At 56.2% G+C, this 18,108-nt stretch carries 19 protein-coding genes and 5 tRNA genes; 16 read left to right on the plus strand and 8 right to left on the minus strand.

Annotated elements, in window-relative coordinates; translation table 11 throughout:
- Positions 1 to 35 precede the first annotated feature (35 nt).
- Complete coding sequence (locus CPH57_RS24515; protein ID WP_162180460.1) at positions 36 to 179, minus strand: hypothetical protein; 144 nt, start codon at positions 177 to 179, stop codon at positions 36 to 38.
- On the opposite strand from CPH57_RS24515, the gene alaS reads away from it, so the two are divergent.
- From alaS to luxS, 11 genes are all read left to right on the plus strand, one after another.
- Positions 129 to 2,756, plus strand: coding sequence for an alanine--tRNA ligase (gene alaS, locus CPH57_RS00490; RefSeq protein ID WP_033641907.1), 2,628 nt, complete (start codon positions 129 to 131; stop codon positions 2,754 to 2,756). The two genes, CPH57_RS24515 and alaS, sit on opposite strands and share 51 nt — an antisense overlap.
- Positions 2,757 to 3,008: 252 nt before the next feature.
- A complete protein-coding gene (gene csrA / locus CPH57_RS00495; protein WP_004091602.1) occupies positions 3,009 to 3,194 on the plus strand; it encodes a carbon storage regulator CsrA in 186 nt (61 codons plus the stop codon).
- A gap of 310 nt (positions 3,195 to 3,504) precedes the next feature.
- Positions 3,505 to 3,597, plus strand: a tRNA-Ser gene (locus CPH57_RS00505).
- A 3-nt stretch (positions 3,598 to 3,600) separates the two neighbouring features.
- A tRNA-Arg gene (locus CPH57_RS00510) sits at positions 3,601 to 3,677 on the plus strand.
- A gap of 61 nt (positions 3,678 to 3,738) precedes the next feature.
- A tRNA-Arg gene (locus CPH57_RS00515) sits at positions 3,739 to 3,815 on the plus strand.
- Positions 3,816 to 4,005: 190 nt separating this feature from the next.
- Positions 4,006 to 4,082: transfer RNA gene (locus CPH57_RS00520), tRNA-Arg, on the plus strand.
- Positions 4,083 to 4,157: 75 nt separating this feature from the next.
- Positions 4,158 to 4,234, plus strand: a tRNA-Arg gene (locus tag CPH57_RS00525).
- A gap of 315 nt (positions 4,235 to 4,549) precedes the next feature.
- Positions 4,550 to 5,116 carry a fructose-1-phosphate/6-phosphogluconate phosphatase gene (gene yqaB, locus CPH57_RS00530; protein WP_033641908.1) on the plus strand — a complete coding sequence of 189 codons (567 nt, stop codon included), beginning with the start codon at positions 4,550 to 4,552 and terminating at the stop codon, positions 5,114 to 5,116.
- On the plus strand, positions 5,113 to 5,541 hold the full coding sequence (locus CPH57_RS00535) for a YqaA family protein (protein ID WP_096241903.1): 429 nt from the start codon (positions 5,113 to 5,115) through the stop codon (positions 5,539 to 5,541). Before yqaB ends, CPH57_RS00535 begins: the two co-directional genes overlap by 4 nt.
- Positions 5,542 to 5,623: 82 nt before the next feature.
- Positions 5,624 to 7,186: a glutamate--cysteine ligase gene (gene gshA, locus CPH57_RS00540; protein WP_046688257.1), complete on the plus strand. Its 1,563-nt coding sequence runs from the start codon at positions 5,624 to 5,626 to the stop codon at positions 7,184 to 7,186.
- A 166-nt stretch (positions 7,187 to 7,352) separates the two neighbouring features.
- A complete protein-coding gene (gene luxS, locus CPH57_RS00545; RefSeq protein ID WP_033641910.1) occupies positions 7,353 to 7,868 on the plus strand; it encodes an S-ribosylhomocysteine lyase in 516 nt (171 codons plus the stop codon).
- A 65-nt stretch (positions 7,869 to 7,933) separates the two neighbouring features.
- On the opposite strand, the gene CPH57_RS00550 is transcribed toward luxS, so the two are convergent.
- A complete protein-coding gene (locus CPH57_RS00550; protein WP_016929024.1) occupies positions 7,934 to 9,223 on the minus strand; it encodes an HlyC/CorC family transporter in 1,290 nt (429 codons plus the stop codon).
- Positions 9,224 to 9,265: 42 nt separating this feature from the next.
- A complete protein-coding gene (locus CPH57_RS00555; protein WP_004932506.1) occupies positions 9,266 to 10,057 on the minus strand; it encodes an inner membrane protein YpjD in 792 nt (263 codons plus the stop codon).
- A gap of 169 nt (positions 10,058 to 10,226) precedes the next feature.
- On the opposite strand from CPH57_RS00555, the gene ffh reads away from it, so the two are divergent.
- The 5 genes from ffh to rplS all read left to right on the plus strand — a co-directional run bounded on the left by ffh (position 10,227) and on the right by rplS (position 13,843).
- The gene (gene ffh / locus CPH57_RS00560; protein ID WP_004932504.1) at positions 10,227 to 11,588 is read left to right on the plus strand and encodes a signal recognition particle protein; all 1,362 of its coding nucleotides are present in this window, start codon (positions 10,227 to 10,229) and stop codon (positions 11,586 to 11,588) included.
- 214 nt (positions 11,589 to 11,802) lie between these two features.
- The gene (rpsP, locus tag CPH57_RS00565; RefSeq protein ID WP_004932501.1) at positions 11,803 to 12,051 is read left to right on the plus strand and encodes a 30S ribosomal protein S16; all 249 of its coding nucleotides are present in this window, start codon (positions 11,803 to 11,805) and stop codon (positions 12,049 to 12,051) included.
- 18 nt (positions 12,052 to 12,069) lie between these two features.
- A complete protein-coding gene (gene rimM / locus CPH57_RS00570; protein WP_019455135.1) occupies positions 12,070 to 12,618 on the plus strand; it encodes a ribosome maturation factor RimM in 549 nt (182 codons plus the stop codon).
- Positions 12,619 to 12,670: 52 nt separating this feature from the next.
- Entirely contained in the window at positions 12,671 to 13,438 is a 768-nt protein-coding gene (gene trmD / locus CPH57_RS00575) for a tRNA (guanosine(37)-N1)-methyltransferase TrmD (RefSeq protein WP_033641911.1), read from the plus strand.
- 48 nt (positions 13,439 to 13,486) lie between these two features.
- Positions 13,487 to 13,843, plus strand: coding sequence for a 50S ribosomal protein L19 (gene rplS, locus CPH57_RS00580; RefSeq protein ID WP_015376707.1), 357 nt, complete (start codon positions 13,487 to 13,489; stop codon positions 13,841 to 13,843).
- Positions 13,844 to 13,986: 143 nt separating this feature from the next.
- Here rplS and CPH57_RS00585 read toward each other — a convergent pair whose 3' ends face one another.
- The 5 genes from CPH57_RS00585 to CPH57_RS00605 all read right to left on the minus strand — a co-directional run bounded on the left by CPH57_RS00585 (position 13,987) and on the right by CPH57_RS00605 (position 18,099).
- Positions 13,987 to 14,214: an ogr/Delta-like zinc finger family protein gene (locus tag CPH57_RS00585; protein WP_033641912.1), complete on the minus strand. Its 228-nt coding sequence runs from the start codon at positions 14,212 to 14,214 to the stop codon at positions 13,987 to 13,989.
- A gap of 89 nt (positions 14,215 to 14,303) precedes the next feature.
- Positions 14,304 to 15,398, minus strand: a complete 1,095-nt coding sequence (locus tag CPH57_RS00590; protein WP_069101122.1) for a phage late control D family protein — start codon at positions 15,396 to 15,398, stop codon at positions 14,304 to 14,306.
- On the minus strand, positions 15,395 to 15,868 hold the full coding sequence (locus CPH57_RS00595; protein ID WP_033641914.1) for a phage tail protein: 474 nt from the start codon (positions 15,866 to 15,868) through the stop codon (positions 15,395 to 15,397). Before CPH57_RS00595 ends, CPH57_RS00590 begins: the two co-directional genes overlap by 4 nt.
- Before the next feature lie 22 nt (positions 15,869 to 15,890).
- A complete protein-coding gene (locus tag CPH57_RS00600) occupies positions 15,891 to 17,984 on the minus strand; it encodes a phage tail tape measure protein (protein ID WP_033641915.1) in 2,094 nt (697 codons plus the stop codon).
- Positions 17,977 to 18,099: a GpE family phage tail protein gene (locus CPH57_RS00605; protein WP_033641916.1), complete on the minus strand. Its 123-nt coding sequence runs from the start codon at positions 18,097 to 18,099 to the stop codon at positions 17,977 to 17,979. The genes CPH57_RS00600 and CPH57_RS00605 overlap by 8 nt, the downstream gene beginning before the upstream one ends.
- Between the last annotated feature and the right edge of the window lie 9 nt (positions 18,100 to 18,108).

Below are 18,108 nucleotides of genomic sequence, written 5' to 3' on the forward strand. Positions count from 1 at the left end.
CACGGGGTTTTACTTCCCTCTGAAGAAAATTTATCTTATCCCCACTTTTTGTTCGTGAGCTGGTTGTCATCGTCGGGATGACGCGCCACCGGCTCACGTGTCGTTATTCTAGCCTTTCCAGGAAAATTATGAGCAAGAGCACCGCTGAGATCCGTCAAGCGTTTCTCGATTTCTTTCATAGTAAGGGTCATCAGGTTGTAGCAAGCAGCTCCCTGGTGCCTAACAATGATCCGACATTGCTGTTTACCAATGCCGGCATGAACCAATTTAAGGATGTTTTCCTGGGGCTCGACAAACGCGCCTATTCCCGCGCCACCACCTCGCAGCGCTGCGTGCGCGCAGGCGGCAAGCATAACGACCTGGAAAACGTCGGTTATACCGCTCGTCACCACACCTTCTTTGAAATGCTGGGCAACTTCAGCTTCGGCGATTACTTCAAGCACGACGCTATCAGCTACGCGTGGGAATTGCTGACCGGTGAAAACTGGTTCAACCTGCCGAAAGAGAGACTGTGGGTCACCGTGTATGAAACCGATGACGAAGCATTCGACATCTGGCAGAAGCAAATCGGCGTACCGGCCGAGCGCATTATCCGCATCGGCGATAACAAGGGCGCGCCTTTCGCTTCAGATAACTTCTGGCAGATGGGTGATACCGGGCCATGCGGCCCGTGCACCGAGATTTTCTACGATCACGGCGATCACATCTGGGGCGGCCCTCCGGGCAGCCCGGAAGAAGACGGCGACCGCTACATCGAGATCTGGAACATCGTTTTCATGCAGTTCAACCGTCAGTCCGACGGCACCATGCTGCCGCTGCCGAAACCTTCGGTGGATACCGGTATGGGTCTGGAGCGTATTGCGGCGGTGTTGCAGCATGTGAACTCCAACTATGAGATCGATCTGTTCCGCACTCTGATCGCTGCCGTGGCGAAAGTGACCGGCGCGACCGATCTGGATAACAAATCCCTGCGCGTTATCGCCGACCACATTCGTTCCTGCGCCTTCCTGGTGTCGGACGGCGTGATCCCGTCTAACGAAAACCGCGGCTACGTGCTGCGCCGCATCATTCGTCGCGCGATCCGTCATGGCAACATGCTGGGCGCGAAAGACACCTTCTTCTACAAGCTGGTGGCGCCGCTGATCGAAGTGATGGGCCCGGCGGCCGACGAGCTGAAACGCCAGCAATCGCTGGTGGAGCAGGTGCTGAAAACCGAAGAAGAACAGTTTGCCCGCACGCTGGAGCGTGGCCTGGCGCTGTTGGACGAAGAGCTGGCCAAGCTGCAGGGCGATACCCTGGACGGCGAGACCGCTTTTCGTCTGTACGACACCTACGGCTTCCCGGTGGATCTGACCGCAGACGTCTGCCGCGAGCGCGGTCTGAAAGTCGACGAAGCGGGCTTTGAAGAAGCGATGGAAGCGCAGCGCCGCCGCGCGCGCGAATCCAGCGGTTTCGGCGCCGACTACAACAGCCTGATCCGTGTGGACGGCAGCAGCCAGTTCAGCGGCTATGATCATGACGAGCAGCAGGCGACGGTGATCGCGCTGTTCCGTGACGGCCAGCCGGTCGAGCAGATCAACGCCGGCGAAGAGGCGGTGGTGGTGCTGGACGAGACGCCGTTCTACGGTGAATCCGGCGGCCAGGTCGGCGATAAAGGCGTGCTGAAAGCCGCCGGCGCCGAGTTTGTGGTCAACGACACCCAGAAATACGGTCAGGCTATCGGCCATCAAGGCAAGCTGGCGCAAGGTTCGCTGAAGCTGAACGATCGCGTGGACGCGCAGATCGACACTGAGCGCCGCAACAGCATCCGTCTGAACCACTCCGCGACCCACCTGCTACACGCCGCGCTGCGCCAAACGTTGGGCGAGCACGTTGCGCAGAAAGGCTCTCTGGTTAACGACAAATACCTGCGCTTCGACTTCTCGCATTTTGAAGCGATGAAGCCGGAACAAATTCGTGCGGTGGAAGATCTGGTTAACCAGCAGGTGCGTCGTAACCTGCCGGTGCAGACCGAGCTGATGGCGTTGGAAGACGCGAAAGAGAAGGGCGCAATGGCGCTGTTCGGTGAGAAGTACGACGACAACGTGCGCGTGCTGACCATGGGCGACTTCTCCACCGAGCTGTGCGGCGGCACCCACGCCAGCCGCACCGGCGATATCGGCCTGTTCCGCATTCTGAGCGAATCGGGCACCGCGGCGGGCATCCGCCGTATTGAAGCGGTGACCGGCGCTGGCGCTATCGCTACGCTGCATCAGCAAAGCGATTTGTTGCAAGACGTTGCTCAATTGGTGAAGGGCGACAGCAACAACCTGACCGATAAAGTGCGCTCGGTGCTCGATCGCACGCGCGTGCTGGAAAAAGAACTGCAGCAACTGAAAGATCAGCAGGCGGCGCAGGAAAGCGCGTCGCTGTCCAGCCAGGCGAAAGTGGTTAACGGCGTGAAGCTGTTGGTCAGCCAGTTGGACAATGTCGAAGCCAAAATGCTGCGCACCATGGTGGATGACCTGAAAAATCAATTGGGTTCGGCCATTATCGTGTTGGCGACGACGGCCGATGACAAAGTCAGCCTGGTCGCAGGCGTGACCAAGGATCTGACTGACCGCGTGAAAGCCGGCGAGTTGATCGGCAACGTGGCGCAGCAGGTCGGCGGCAAGGGCGGTGGTCGCCCTGATATGGCGATGGCGGGGGGGACGGATATCAACGCCCTGCCAGCGGCGTTAAACAGCGTAGAAGCCTGGGTGGCCTCAAAGCTGTGAACATAAATAAATAGCACGGACAAACGCCATAATACTTTGTTGATTATGGCGTTTTCATACTGTGCTAACACAATTTAGTTACAATTGCGGGAACAAAGTTTTTCTGGTCGGCTAAACTTACCATTATCTGAGGTGGGACCAAGTCTGCTTACACTTATTGTGGATTGCGCGGCTTACGTTTTCACCACATATGATGGATAATGACGGGGAAACTGAGAGACCCGACTCTTTTAATCTTTCAAGGAGCAAAGAATGTTAATTCTGACTCGTCGAGTTGGTGAAACCCTCATGATTGGCGATGAGGTTACGGTCACTGTGCTAGGGGTAAAAGGCAACCAGGTGCGTATTGGTGTGAACGCCCCCAAAGAGGTTTCAGTTCACCGTGAAGAAATCTATCAGCGCATTCAGGCCGAGAAGTCTCAGCAGACGACTTACTGATTCCGAAGCAGCGTCTCGTTGCCAGACGAGACGCTACTGCATCGTTTTACCCACTTCTTTCGTTCTCCCCTCTCTTTTTCGTGATTATTTTCCCGGTTAGTTTCCTGCTTTATTGCTGCAGACGTTGCGGTTGCCTGTTGATAAAACGCCCTTTTTGCCGTGAAATCGCCCATGTTGGGTGCGAATTGTGCAAACGCGCATGAGTTGGGAAAAATTGTTTGACTTAAAAGTCGGAGAAAGTAATATGTGCGCCACGCAGTGCCGATGAGCTTCTCCAAAGCAAGTTAGGCACAATTCGAAAGAAGCGTATGGTGAGGTGGCCGAGAGGCTGAAGGCGCTCCCCTGCTAAGGGAGTATGCGGTCAAAAGCTGCATCCGGGGTTCGAATCCCCGCCTCACCGCCATTTGCATCCGTAGCTCAGCTGGATAGAGTACTCGGCTACGAACCGAGCGGTCGGAGGTTCGAATCCTCCCGGATGCACCATATTTTGCAGTATGGTGGGGTAGTAACAACGTACCATACGGTATCAAAAAAGAATTCCTGTGCATCCGTAGCTCAGCTGGATAGAGTACTCGGCTACGAACCGAGCGGTCGGAGGTTCGAATCCTCCCGGATGCACCATTCTTAATCTCACTCGTTGCGAAGAGAAATCTTCAAGCGGGTGGAAGAAAAGAAAGTGTTACCAGGGAGGATAACGTTGCTTAAGCAACGGCCCGCAGGGTAAGGCGCTAGCGCCGAATCATCCTCCCTGATGCACCATTCTTCAAGTCTGGCTTTATTAGCAAAGCCGGCACGCGGTAAAAATAGTAATGCATCCGTAGCTCAGCTGGATAGAGTACTCGGCTACGAACCGAGCGGTCGGAGGTTCGAATCCTCCCGGATGCACCATCTAAGAGAAGCCCGCCTTAGCGGGTTTTTGCTTTTCTGTTATTCGTGAAACAGGCAAGCGGCAAAAACAGTCATGCATCCGTAGCTCAGCTGGATAGAGTACTCGGCTACGAACCGAGCGGTCGGAGGTTCGAATCCTCCCGGATGCACCATGTTTAACCTCCCGTATCGCGAAGAGAAATCGTCATGCGGGTGGTAAAAAGAAAGTGTCCTTGGGGAGGATAACGTTGCTTTAGCAACGGCCCGCAGGGTGAGGCGTTGGCGCCGAATCATCCTCCCGGATGCACCATCTAAGAGAAACCCGCTTTGGCGGGTTTTTCGCTTTTCAGCATTTAGCCATTCTCTCTTCGCCCCTTTCCTTCTTTGCATCCGATCGATCACAGCACATTCCGCTATGACGCAGTCAGCGACAACCCAACGGCTTTACGCTAAAGTAGTTTTCTTTCCTCAACGATCATGGAGTAACGATGTACGACCGCTACCAGGGTCTTATTTTCGACATGGACGGCACGATTCTGGACACTGAGCCAACGCACCGTAAAGCGTGGCGCGAAGTGCTGTCCCGTTATGGCATGACGTTTGATGAAGCGGCCATGGTGGCGCTGAGCGGTTCACCGACCTGGCGCATCGCTCAGGCGATTATCGCCAGCCATCAGGCCGATCTCGATCCCCATCACCTGGCGGCGGAGAAAACGCGCGCGGTGGAAGCGATGCTGCTGGATAGCGTGCGTCCCTTGCCATTGATCGAAGTGGTGAAGTCCTATCACGGCCGCCGTCCGATGGCGGTCGGCACCGGCAGCGAGCACCGCATGGCGGAAATGCTGCTGCGTCATCTCGGCCTGTTCAACTGCTTCGACGCGATCGTCGGTGCGGACGACGTGCAGCGCCATAAACCGGAGCCGGATACCTTCCTGCGCTGTGCCGAACTGATCGGCGTGCCGCCGGAAAAATGCGTGGTGTTTGAAGACGCCGAGTTTGGCATTCAGGCGGCGAAAAATGCCGGCATGGCTGTGGTAGACGTTCGTACGCTGTGAGTAGTACGCTAGCCGTAATATCGTTATTTGGCAGCAGCTTCCTCAGTGCGACGCTGCTGCCGGGAAATTCAGAAATCGTTCTGGTCGCCTTGCTGACCCAGAGTCGCGTCTCGCCGGAGTTGCTGGTGCTGGCCGCGACCCTGGGCAACACTCTTGGCGGGTTGACCAATGTCATTATCGGGCGCCTGTTACCGGCGTTGAAATCACAGCGAGGGTTGGCAACGGCGCTCGGGTGGTTGCAGCGCTTTGGCCCGGCTGCGCTGTTGCTCAGCTGGGTGCCGGTGGTGGGCGATTTGTTGTGCGTGTTGGCAGGTTGGCTGCGCATGCCCTGGGGCTCTGTCGCGCTGTTTCTGTGTATCGGAAAGGCGCTGCGTTACATCGTTTTGGCTATGATAACGGTACAGGGCATCGCCTGGTGGCAGTAACCAAGTGAATATAACTCAATATTCTCTCGGGTGCGGATTCAGTATGCTTACGAGTTATTGTTTTTAGAAGCGGGAGGTCAATTTGATCCCGGACGTATCACAGGCGCTTTCTTGGTTGGAAGCCCATCCCCAGGCATTAAAAGGCATTCGTCGCGGCATCGAGCGTGAAACGCTGCGAGTCACGCCGAACGGCACCTTGGCGACCACCGGGCATCCGGAAAAGCTGGGGGCGGCATTGACGCACCACTGGATCACCACGGATTTCGCCGAGGCGCTGTTAGAGTTCATTACGCCGGTTGATGACAATATCGATCACTTGCTGACGTTCCTGCGCGATATTCATCGCTACGTGGCGCGCAACATTGGCGATGAGCGCATGTGGCCGCTCAGCATGCCGTGCTTTATCGAAGCCGAGCAGGACATCGAGCTGGCGCAGTTCGGTTCGTCGAACATCGGCCGCATGAAGACGCTGTACCGTGAAGGGCTGAAGAATCGCTATGGCGCGCTGATGCAGACCATTTCCGGCGTGCACTACAACTTCTCGCTGCCGCTGGAATTTTGGCAGGCCTGGGCCGGCGTGCAGGACGCAGAAAGCGGTAAAGAGCAGATCTCGGCCGGTTATTTCCGCCTGATCCGCAACTATTACCGTTTCGGCTGGGTGATCCCGTATCTGTTCGGCGCATCGCCGGCCATTTGTTCTTCGTTCCTCAAAGGGCGCGAGACCAATCTGCCGTTCGAGCGCACCGAGCAGGGGATGTGCTACCTGCCGTACGCCACTTCGCTGCGCCTGAGCGACTTGGGTTATACCAATAAATCGCAGAGTAATCTGGGCATCACCTTCAACGATCTGCACACCTATGTGGCCGGTTTGAAGCGGGCGATCGCCACGCCTTCCGAAGAGTTCGCCAAGCTGGGCGTGAAAGAGGGCGATCGCTACCTGCAGCTGAACAGCAACGTTCTGCAAATCGAGAACGAGCTGTATGCGCCGATCCGGCCAAAGCGAGTGACCCAAAGCGGCGAGACGCCGTCGGACGCGCTGCTGCGCGGCGGTATCGAATACATTGAAGTGCGTTCGCTGGACATCAACCCATTCTCGCCGATCGGCGTGGATGCGGTGCAGGCGCGTTTCCTGGATCTGTTCCTGGTGTGGTGCGCGCTGGCGGATGCGCCGGAGATGAGCAGCGATGAGCTGCTGTGCACGCGCAAGAACTGGAACCGGGTGATCCTCGAAGGGCGCAAGCCGGGCCAGACCATCGGTATCGGCTGTGGCGCCAGCCATGAGCCGCTGGAGAAAGTCGGCAAGGCGCTGTTCGCCGATCTGCGTCGGGTGGCGGAAGTGCTGGACGGCGAAGCCGGCGATCGTCAATACCAGCAGGTGTGCGATGAGCTGGTCGCCGCGTTTGACGATCCTGAGCTGACCTTCTCCGCGCGCATTCTCAAGGCCATGAAGGCGGAAGGCACCGGGCGCGTCGGTTTGCAGCTGGCGGAGCAGTATCGCCAGACATTGCTGGAAGAACCGTTGGAAATCCTGAACGAAGCCGAGCTGGATAAAGAGCGAGAAGCCTCGTGGCAGCGTCAACGCGACATAGAAGCCAATGATACGCTAAGCTTTGAAGCGTTCCTGAAGCAAAACGGCGGAAGCTGAAAAAGAAAAAGGCCACATCAATGTGGCCAAATATGCATCTCTGATGACAGGGATGATGATAACAAATGCGCGTCTTTCACATACTCAGACTCGCAGGGTTGGAAAAGGTTTCCCGGTTAGGAAAAAAAGTTTCGAAATAAATGCTCTTTTACGAGGAGGTAGCGAAATGCCATTGCTGGATAGCTTTACCGTCGATCATACCCGTATGGCAGCTCCGGCTGTCCGCGTTGCAAAAACCATGAAAACGCCTCATGGCGATACCATCACGGTGTTTGATCTGCGCTTTTGCCGCCCGAACCTGGAAGTGATGCCCGAGCGCGGCATTCACACGCTGGAGCACCTGTTCGCCGGCTTTATGCGTGACCACCTGAACGGCCAGGGCGTGGAAATTATCGACATCTCCCCGATGGGCTGTCGCACCGGTTTCTACATGAGCCTGATCGGCGTGCCGGAAGAGCAGCGCGTTGCCGATGCCTGGAAAGCGGCGATGGCCGACGTGCTGAAAGTGACCGACCAGCGCAAGATCCCTGAGCTTAACGAGTACCAGTGCGGCACCTACCATATGCACTCGCTGGAAGAAGCGCAGGAAATCGCCAAGCACATTCTGGATCACGGCGTGGTGGTGAACCACAACGACGAGCTGGCGCTGCCGAAAGAGAAGCTGCAGGAACTGCATATCTAGTCGTGCGTGGCCCGCAAAATAAAAAAAGACGCGATTTCGCGTCTTTTTTACGTTCTGGCCGAGGACTAATGATGGCCGACGCTGGACTGCAGCGAGGTGATCGGCGTGACCCGCACCTGTTTAATCATGTTGCCCTGCACGTCGAGGATGTCGATATCGTAATGACCGATGCGCACCCGGGTGCCGATTTCGGGGATCTCTTCCAGCTCTTCCAGCAGCATGCCGTTGACGGTGCGAGCCTCGTTGGCCGGCAAGGTCCAGTTGAAGGCCTTGTTCAGCTCGCGCACGTTGGCGGTGCCGTCGATCAAGACCGAACCGTCGCTCTGCGGCGTGACTTCTTCCGCCAGCGTGGGTGACATCGAGGTGGTGAAATCGCCCACGATCTCCTCGAGGATGTCTTCCACCGTGACCAGGCCCTGAATGTCGCCGTACTCGTCGACCACGATGCCGACCTTCTCTTTGTTGCGCTGGAATTTCACCAGCTGCACGTTGAGCGGCGTGCCTTCCGGAACGAAATAGATCTCATCGGCGGCGCGCAGCAGGTTCTCTTTGTTGAACTCTTTTTTCTCGGTCATCAGGCGGTAGGCTTCGCGCACGCGCAGCATGCCGATCGCATCGTCCAGCGAGCTGCGATACAGCACGATGCGGCCGTGCGGCGAGTGGGTAAGCTGGCGCATGATCGACTTCCAGTCGTCGTTGACGTCGATGCCGACGATCTCGGTGCGCGGCACCATGATGTCGTTGACCGTCACCTTTTCCAGATCCAGCACCGAGATCAGCATGTCCTGATTGCGGCGGGAGATCTGCGACTGGGATTCGCGCACGATGGTGCGCAGCTCATCCTTGCTGACGGCGTCGCTGATGCGCACGTTGGTGCGAATGCCGAACAGGCGCAAGGTCAGGCTGGTGATGCCGTTGAGCAGCCAGACCAGCGGGAACATCACCTTTTGCAACGGGGCCAGCAGGACGCTGCTGGGGAAGGCGATGCGTTCCGGATAGAGTGCGGCGAAGGTCTTCGGCAGCACTTCGGCGAACAGCAGCACGGCGAAAGTCAGTATGCCGGTCGCAATCGCCACGCCGAGATCGCCATACAGCCGCATGCCGACGATGGTCGCCAGCGCCGAAGCGAGGATGTTGACCAGGTTGTTGCCGATCAGCACCAGGCCGATCAGCCGATCCGGTTTTTGCAGCAGCTTCTCGACCCGACGCGCCGAGCGGTTGCCCTGTTTGGACAGGTGACGCAGGCGATAACGGTTGAGCGTCATCATGCCGGTTTCGGAGGCGGAGAAGTAAGCGGAGACCACGATCATGATCACCAGGATAATGATGAGGGTCCCCGTCGACACATGCTCCAATGCAGTATTCCTTATAGAGAGGGAGAATTGAGCCAGGCTGGCCTAGCGCACCATCACCTGCTGAATCAGACGGCTGCCGAAGTAGGCAAGCGTCAGCAGGAAGGCGCCGGCGAAGCTGAACCAGACGACGCGGCGGCCGCGCCAGCCCTCATGGTAGTGGCCCCACAACAGCACGATATACACGAACCAGGCCATGATCGACAGCACGGCTTTATGCACGTTCTCTTTGCTGAACAGATTATCCATGTACAGCAGGCCGGTGCACAGGGTGAGCGTCAGCAGCACCACGCCTATCTGGGTGATATGGAACATCTTGCGCTCAATGCTCATCAGCGGCGGCATGTCGGCGCTGAAGGTCAGCTTCTTGTTTTTCAACAGGTAGTCGAGCCAGGCGAGCTGCAAGGCATAGAGCGCGGCGATGATCAGGGTGGCGTAAGAGAACAGCGCCAGGCCGATATGCACCATCAGTTCCGGGCTGGCCTCCAGGTGAGTGATGAACTCGCCGGGCATAAAGCTGGCGAAGGCCAGGTTGATCATCGCGAAGCTGTAGACGATTGGCAGCAGGAACCAGCCGCGATCGCGCGAAGCGACGAAGGTCATCACCGAGCAGATGATCAGGCTGACGATGGAACCAATGTTCAGCAGGCTGAGATTCTGCCCGGCGCTGACGTCAAAGATGCGCTGCTGCAGCGCGATGGCGTGGCAAATCAGCGCCACCACCGCCGAGACGAGGGCAAGCCGACGGTATGCGCTGTTCTTCCGCAACAAACTGGGAATGATCAGTCCAAGGCTGAGCAGGTAGGCCATCAAAGCCACAATGGAGAAAACTGGCATAGCGTTTAATTTTGCTTCGGCGTGGTTAATTGGAGTGTCAGTATAACGTTGCGCGCGTTTCACTCCAACCTATCTCCAACGCTGAGGCAGAGATCCTGCTCGCTTCGTGTTATCATCGGCGCAATTGTGTCGCCGGAGCGGCCTGTCATTACACGTTGAGCATGAGACGATGTTTGAAAATTTAACCGATCGATTGTCGCGCACGTTGCGCAATATCAGCGGCCGCGGGCGGCTGACCGAAGAAAATATCAAGGAAACCCTGCGTGAAGTGCGTATGGCATTGCTGGAAGCGGACGTTGCGCTGCCGGTGGTGCGCGACTTCATCAACCGCGTCAAAGAGAGCGCGGTTGGCCATGAAGTCAACAAGAGCCTGACGCCGGGGCAGGAATTCGTCAAGATCGTCAAGGGCGAGCTGATCGCCGCGATGGGCGAAGTCAACACCGAGCTGAATCTGGCGGCTCAGCCGCCGGCGGTGGTGCTGATGGCGGGCCTGCAGGGCGCCGGTAAAACCACCAGCGTCGGTAAGCTCGGCAAGTTCCTGAAAGAAAAACAGAAGAAGAAAGTGTTGGTGGTTTCCGCGGACGTTTATCGCCCGGCGGCGATCAAACAGCTGGAAACGCTGGCGGAAGGTGTCGGCATCGATTTCTTCCCGTCCGACGTCAAAGAAAAACCGATCGACATCGTCAACCGCGCGTTGCAGCAGGCCAAGCTGAAGTTCTATGACGTACTGATCGTCGATACCGCCGGCCGTCTGCACGTTGACGAAGCGATGATGGACGAGATCAAACAGGTGCACGCGGCCATCAAGCCGGTGGAAACCCTGTTCGTGGTCGACGCCATGACCGGCCAGGACGCCGCCAATACCGCCAAGGCGTTTAACGAAGCGCTGCCGCTGACCGGCGTGGTGCTGACCAAGGTCGACGGCGATGCGCGCGGCGGTGCGGCGTTGTCCATCCGCCACATCACCGGCAAGCCGATCAAGTTCCTCGGCGTCGGCGAGAAGACCGAAGCGCTGGAGCCGTTCTATCCGGATCGCGTGGCGTCACGCATCCTGGGCATGGGCGACGTGCTATCGCTGATCGAAGATATCGAAAGCAAGGTCGACCGCGAGCAGGCGGAGAAACTGGCCAACAAGCTGAAGAAGGGCGACGGTTTCGATCTGACCGACTTCCTGGAGCAGCTCAAGCAGATGCGCAACATGGGCGGCATGGCCAATATGCTGAGCAAGCTGCCGGGCGCGGGCCAGCTGCCGGATAACGTCAAGTCGCAGATGGACGACAAAGTGTTGGTGCGCATGGAGGCGATCATCAACTCGATGACGCTGAAAGAGCGTGCCAAACCGGAAATCATCAAGGGCTCGCGCAAGCGCCGCATCGCGATGGGGGCCGGCATGCAGGTGCAGGACGTCAACCGCTTGCTGAAGCAGTTCGACGAAATGCAGCGTATGATGAAGAAGATGAAGAAAGGCGGTATGGCGAAGATGATGCGCGGCATGAAAGGTATGATGCCGCCGGGCTTCCCTGGCCGCTGACGGGCCTCCGCACGCCGAGTGCGGGCGCTTTCAGCATTCGCCGTTCGCGGTGAAAACCGCCCGAAATTTGACAGGCTGCAAAAGTTGTCCCCTGCGATCGACGCTTTAGATTGCTTTTTGCGCCAAAATGAGTAAAATTTTCGGGCTTTTTATATTGCAACCGGGCCCCGTCCCTCAATGGGGCCCGGCTGTTTTATTAACTAAAGAGGATGTTATGGTAACAATTCGTTTGGCACGTGGCGGCGCTAAAAAGCGTCCGTTCTATCAAGTAGTAGTGACCGACAGCCGCAACGCTCGTGATGGTCGTTTCATCGAGCGCGTAGGCTTCTTCAACCCGATCGCTTCCGGTCAGGCTGAAGCACTGCGTCTGGACCTGGACCGCATCGAGCACTGGGTTGGTCTGGGTGCAACCGTTTCTGATCGCGTTCACGCGCTGATCAAAGACGCTAAGAAAGCAGCTTAATCTGTCGCGGTGGTGGCAATGAGCAAGCAACTCAAACCGGTAGCGCCTAAGCAGCCGATTGTACTCGGTAAAATGGGGTCCGCTTACGGCATTCGTGGTTGGCTCAGAGTGTTTTCATCCACCGAGAACGCCGAAAGCATTTTTGACTATCAGCCGTGGTTTATCCAGCAGGCGGGTCAGTGGCAGCATATCGAGTTGGAAGACTGGAAGCGCCACAGTCAGGATCTGATCATCAAAGTCAAAGGCATTGACGATCGGGACGCGGCGAATCTGCTGACTAATCGCGAGATTATGGTGGATTCTGAGCAACTTCCTCCGCTGGAGGGTGACGATTACTACTGGAAAGACCTGATGGGCTGCCAGGTAGTCACCACCGCCGGCTACGAGCTGGGTAAAGTCATCGATATGATGGAAACCGGCTCGAACGATGTGATGGTTGTGAAAGCGAACCTGAAAGATGCGTTCGGCATGAAGGAGCGGTTGATTCCGTTTCTTCATGGGCAGGTTATCAAGAAAGTCGATCTCACTGCCCGCGTGATTGAGGCAGATTGGGATCCTGGTTTTTGACCCCCGGATCAAACGGTCGAAGCAAGTGGAATAACGGTAAGGGGATTGGCTTGTGTTCATCGGTATTGTAAGCCTGTTTCCTGAGATGTTCCGCGCTATCACCGATTACGGGGTGACTGGCCGGGCAGTAAAAAATGGCCTGCTGAGCGTGCAGTGTTGGAGTCCTCGCGACTTCACCTACGACCGGCATCGTACCGTGGACGATCGCCCTTACGGCGGCGGCCCGGGAATGCTGATGATGGTGCAACCTTTACGGGAAGCCATTCATGCGGCGAAAGCAGCGGCAGGCGAGGGAGCAAAGGTGATTTATCTGTCACCTCAGGGGCGCAAGCTGGATCAAACCGGCGTGTGCGAACTGGCGGCCAATCAGAAGATGATTCTGGTGTGCGGCCGTTACGAAGGGATAGACGAGCGCGTAATCCAAACCGAAATTGACGAAGAATGGTCAATCGGCGATTACGTTCTCAGCGGCGGGGAACTGCCGGCGATGACCCTGATTGATTCAGTCGCCCGTTTCATACCGGGTGTGCTGGGCCATCAGGCCTCAGCGGAGGAAGACTCCTTCGCCGACGGATTGCTGGACTGCCCGCACTATACCCGCCCCGAGGTGTTGGAAGGAATGGAAGTACCGCCGGTTCTGCTGTCGGGCAACCATGCCGAGATACGTCGCTGGCGCTTAAAGCAGTCGCTGGGCCGAACCTGGCTTAGAAGACCTGAACTTCTAGAAAGCCTAGCTCTGACTGACGAGCAAGCGGTGTTGCTGGCTGAGTTCCAACGGGAACATCAGACCAGGCAACAGGACTATGAAGGAAACGTCTGACATCAGACGGGACCGATATATCAGTTTACCTAGGGTAAGAGACATATTATGAGCAACATTATTAAGCAACTTGAACAAGAGCAGATGAAACAAGACGTACCTGCATTCCGTCCGGGTGATTCCGTGGAAGTGAAGGTATGGGTCGTTGAAGGTAGCAAAAAACGTCTGCAGGCATTCGAGGGCGTGGTTATCGCTATCCGTAACCGCGGTCTGCACTCTGCATTCACTGTTCGTAAGATTTCCAACGGCGAAGGTGTTGAGCGTGTATTCCAGACTCACTCCCCAGTAATCGACAGCATTACTGTTAAACGTCGTGGTGCCGTTCGTAAAGCTAAACTGTACTACCTGCGTGAACGTACTGGTAAGGCTGCTCGTATCAAAGAGCGTCTGAACCGCGTTAACTAACGCTGCATCCAAAAGTTAATAGTTATCAGGGGTTGGCCTATGCCAACCCCTTTTTTTATCTTAAAACCTCGGCAGGTTGCATTTGCGAGATTTCGTCTGCGCACCGCCAACATAATAAAGCCTGCATAAGCAGGCTTTTTGCATTACAGCGCCGCGGCGCTTTGTTTCTGCTGACTCTCCGGCGGGTGAGGCTGCGCCGGGATAATGTCATCGCCAGGTTTGACGATCACCCGCGCGACGGACTCGTGCGTGGCGAACGTGCAGCTGCAATTGATGTTGCGGCATTGATGGTAACGCTCTTTGGTCGACTCGCTCAGATAGCGGCTGGAGCGAGTGTGGGCCACGTGACCGCATAATGGACAGTGCATCATAGTTGAATCCCTCGTTCTGCTACATCAGGTTATATGACTTATAATAGCTCATTAACTCGCAAAAGCAAGATTAAGATGCAAATGAATTATCACCCCTCCGTGATTGCAAACTCCATGCGTTGAGTCAGTACATCTAATGCGAGGCTGGTGGAGAAACCTCGATCATTAAGCGTGTGAACGACTTGACTAATGATCCAAGGTTGTCTGTCGATAACCTCTTTGAATCCACTTAGGTGGATCGGCGTTTCTGGACTGAGATCAGGCCGGCCGACGGCGAGGTTTATGGAAAATTGCACATTCCCTTGTTGAATGTTTGCCCACCTCGCTTTTGCCGCACGCATTGCGCTTTCTTTGTTCGCGTAGAGCGTCGGCAGGGTAAAAACGTTATTGCTTTCACCTGCCAGATAGCTTGAAGCCGCATTTTCATCTGTGGTATTCCCTTCCTCACGTTGTACTGTCATCTGTTGTTGCCTGGCATGCTGAATATCTTGCCATTTGGCAATAACGCCGGTGTAAGCGTTCCGATCGGCCACATTGAAGTAGTGCTGGTCGCCATCGCTGCGTTCCAAAGTCAGTGACGGCAGAGGTTTGCCCGAGATGCTTAGACCGGAACCTGGGACCAGAAACAGCAGGCGTTCATTTTTAATGGCGGCGACGGCACCATTCATGGTCGCCAGCCGGGTAAGAAAGGCGACATCCGTTTCCTGAGACTGATCGATATGCGTGATTTTGATCTCTGCCAGTCCTGCCGCCAGCGTATGCCCCATCCGGTTACGGTTGGCCACTTCGTTGACGATGTCACCAAGGGTACGATCGTGATAGGAATGATCTCGCGCCACGTTCATCGAGTTTCGAAAGTCGACGCTGCGGGCCCGAATGACGAGTTTATCCGGTGCGCCACGATGTTCGATTTCATCAACGATAAACTTGCCTTTGTCGATCAAGGCTTGTCCTTTCCAGCCGAGCTTCACAGTGAGCGTTTGGCCGCGTTTGGGCATGGCGATTTGCCCATCCGCATCGTCGAGCTCAAGATCCAATCGATCCGCGGTAAAACCGCGATTATCGGTTAACGTCAATGAGAGCAGACGGTGGCGGAAAGCCTCCGTGATGTCCGCTTGCTGTAAAAACAGGGCATAGTCTGGCGCAATGAGCGCGCCAATAGGGACGGGGGTTTGCGTGATCACGGCAGCATCTCCCCGAGCCGCGCCGCAGCCTGACCTGCTTTATCGGCAAGGTCAGAGGCTTGTTGGCGCAGATCGCCGAACATGGCGATCAGCGATTCATCAACGCGCATCAGATTGATCGTAAACTCTATCTGTCGCGCGCTGCCGTTCGAGAAAAGCTGGGTTTTCGTGTCGACTATGCTTTCAATGACATACATCCCATGAATAGTTCCATTGCCCTCGATCAGCGGCCAGGCTCTGCCTTGGGCAGCCATGAGTTGAAGCGCCATCAATGATAATGTCCCTCCGGTTACTTCCGGTACCAAGACTCCCGTCAGCGTTATTTTCTCATTGTCTACTCCCAGAAACTGCGCGGCAGGGCGCTGGCCGATGCGCGGCAGGGTCGGCCAGCGGTAATTGGCGCTGCGTTGCATGCTTTGATAAGGCACGGTTTTCAACATAAAAACGAACATGCCGAGGGTCAGCATCATCATATTTCTCCTATTCGCGAGATTAACTCATCCGACTGCGGGCGTTTGCCGCTTGGCGATGAGCAAGCAATTCAAATTGCCGCGCGACTTCGCGGCCGATGTCTTGTTCATTCTGACCGGCGCCGGCAGTGATGTTGATAGTGACCGACGGAACCTGGATTTGGGTTACCGGCGAACCTGCTACCGGTGAGGCCGGCATTACAGGCGCGCTGAGCGACAGTAAAGCCGCCGACATGGCGGCCGTATGGCGGCGGCCGGTCACTTGAACGGGGCCGCTGACCAACTCAGGACCGTTTTCACCTACAATGCCGAATTGTCCGGCAGGAATGTCTCCCCCGCGATCGAACTTGCCGGCAAACCAGGCGCTGCCGTTTTCGGCATTGCCAGAGGTGCCGCTCTTATCGCCAAATTGCATCCAGTCGGGAAGATATTCGGTCAATGAAGTCAGTTGTTTTATCCAGCCATCAATGGTGTCTGAAATGTAATTCTTCAGCGCCTCACACCCTGCCGATATCTGTTCCCAAAGGTGGCTAAAGAAGGGGCCGACCTTGTCCCAGTTTTCAATCAGGGTGAAAGCGGCAAGCGCAACCAGGCCGACAATGGCCAGCAGCGGGTTGGCCATCGCTATACGCCCCAGCCACATCATGGCTTGCCCGGCCTTTAGGATCGCGCCGCTGATAATAGAGAACCCTGAGAGTACCTGGGTGGCGACCAGGCTGACGCCGCTGAGGCCGCCGAGCAATAACGTGAGCCCACCGGCGACCTGCAGCAAGGTGCCGGCTAACGCCGGATTATTGGTTATCCAGGTATTCAGTTTTACCAGCCACTCTGTCGCCGTTTGGGTCAGTTCCCGCAGGGCTGCGTTTTGGCCGGTAAACAAGTTGATTCTCAGGCTATCCCATGAGGCAAAAAGCTTTTGGATATCACCCTCTATATTGTCGCCTTTGACGGTGACCAAGTGCTGCGCTGAGCCGGCAACCTGGTTGGCCTGGAGTTTTTCTCTGCCCAAAGGCGCAATCTGTTGCGCCGCACTGAAGATATCGGCACCTGTTGTGGCTTTACTTTTCATGGCTGCACCAACGGCCCGAACATCCATGCCATATTGATTGCTGGCCAGCGCCAATACATCGGCAATACGATCGAATTGATCGGGGCCCAGATTGAAGCTGCGCTGCATTTCCGTCATCGTTGCGACGATTTCGTTGACGCTGCTGCCCGTCGCGGCGGAGAGTGTCAGTGCGGCGGGCGAAGCCGTTAAAATTTCCTTGGCATTCAACCCTTGTTTTGCCAGCGCTGTTTGCGCTTGTAGGGCTTGATCCGGGGTATAACCGGATTGGCTCATACCGCGAGCCTGCTGCTCGAGAGCCGTGAGCTGCGGATCGGACTTGCCCAGATTCAGCTGTGCCCGCAGTTGAGAAAGCTGTTTTTCAAATTCGATTCCCGGCGCCAGCAGGTTAGCTCCCCCTATGGCGGCACTTTTGGCGACAGAAAAGCCTGCGCTGCTGGTGTTGCGTAATTTTTCCAGCTTGTCTAGGCGCGCTTGATTGCCTGCCTGTGCGGATCGATAGCGCTCCTGCGCTATCGATTGCCGTTGTTCTTTTAGGGTAACGATAGCGGCGCCGGCATTAATTCTGCCGTCACGCAGATTTTTGCGCTCATTGCCGAGCGATTGTAGATTAATCCCTTGCTGGGTAAGATGATGGCGCTGGCTTTTATCGATTGCGGCGAGGAGATCACGTTTCTTTTCCAGGGCATTTATCGTCTCCGCGACCTGCGCAATCTCTTTGTTCATAAATCGGGAACGCTGGCTTGGCTCGCGATCTTTCGTCAGCATTGCCAGCGCGGCGGATTTTTTGCGCGACGCTGCCAGCAACTTATTGGTCTCAGCCAGCGACTGGTTCGTCTTTTGGAAAGCGTCGATGTCATTTTCCTGCCGGCGCAGATGTTTGACTTTTTTCTCTGCTCGTTGGATATCCTGTCCCAGACTGTTATACAGGTTTTTATCCCCGGTGGGCCTGCGCAACTGCCTCATCAGTTCTTTGCTCTGCTTGGCTATCGCTTGAAGCCCGATGACAATCTCGTTTTGTGACTCCAGCTCCTGTCTGCTGTTACTCATCTGTTTTTACTCCACTACGTTGCAGCGCTCTGTGGCGCCAGCCGATCAGCTCCGCCAGCGTCATGCCGTTCATTTCTGACGGCGGCCAGTGGAAAATCACCGCGATATCCGCCATCAGGTCATC

Origin of the sequence: Serratia sp. JKS000199 (assembly GCF_900215455.1) — a bacterium.
GTDB classification, from domain to species: Bacteria; Pseudomonadota; Gammaproteobacteria; order Enterobacterales; family Enterobacteriaceae; genus Serratia; species Serratia ureilytica.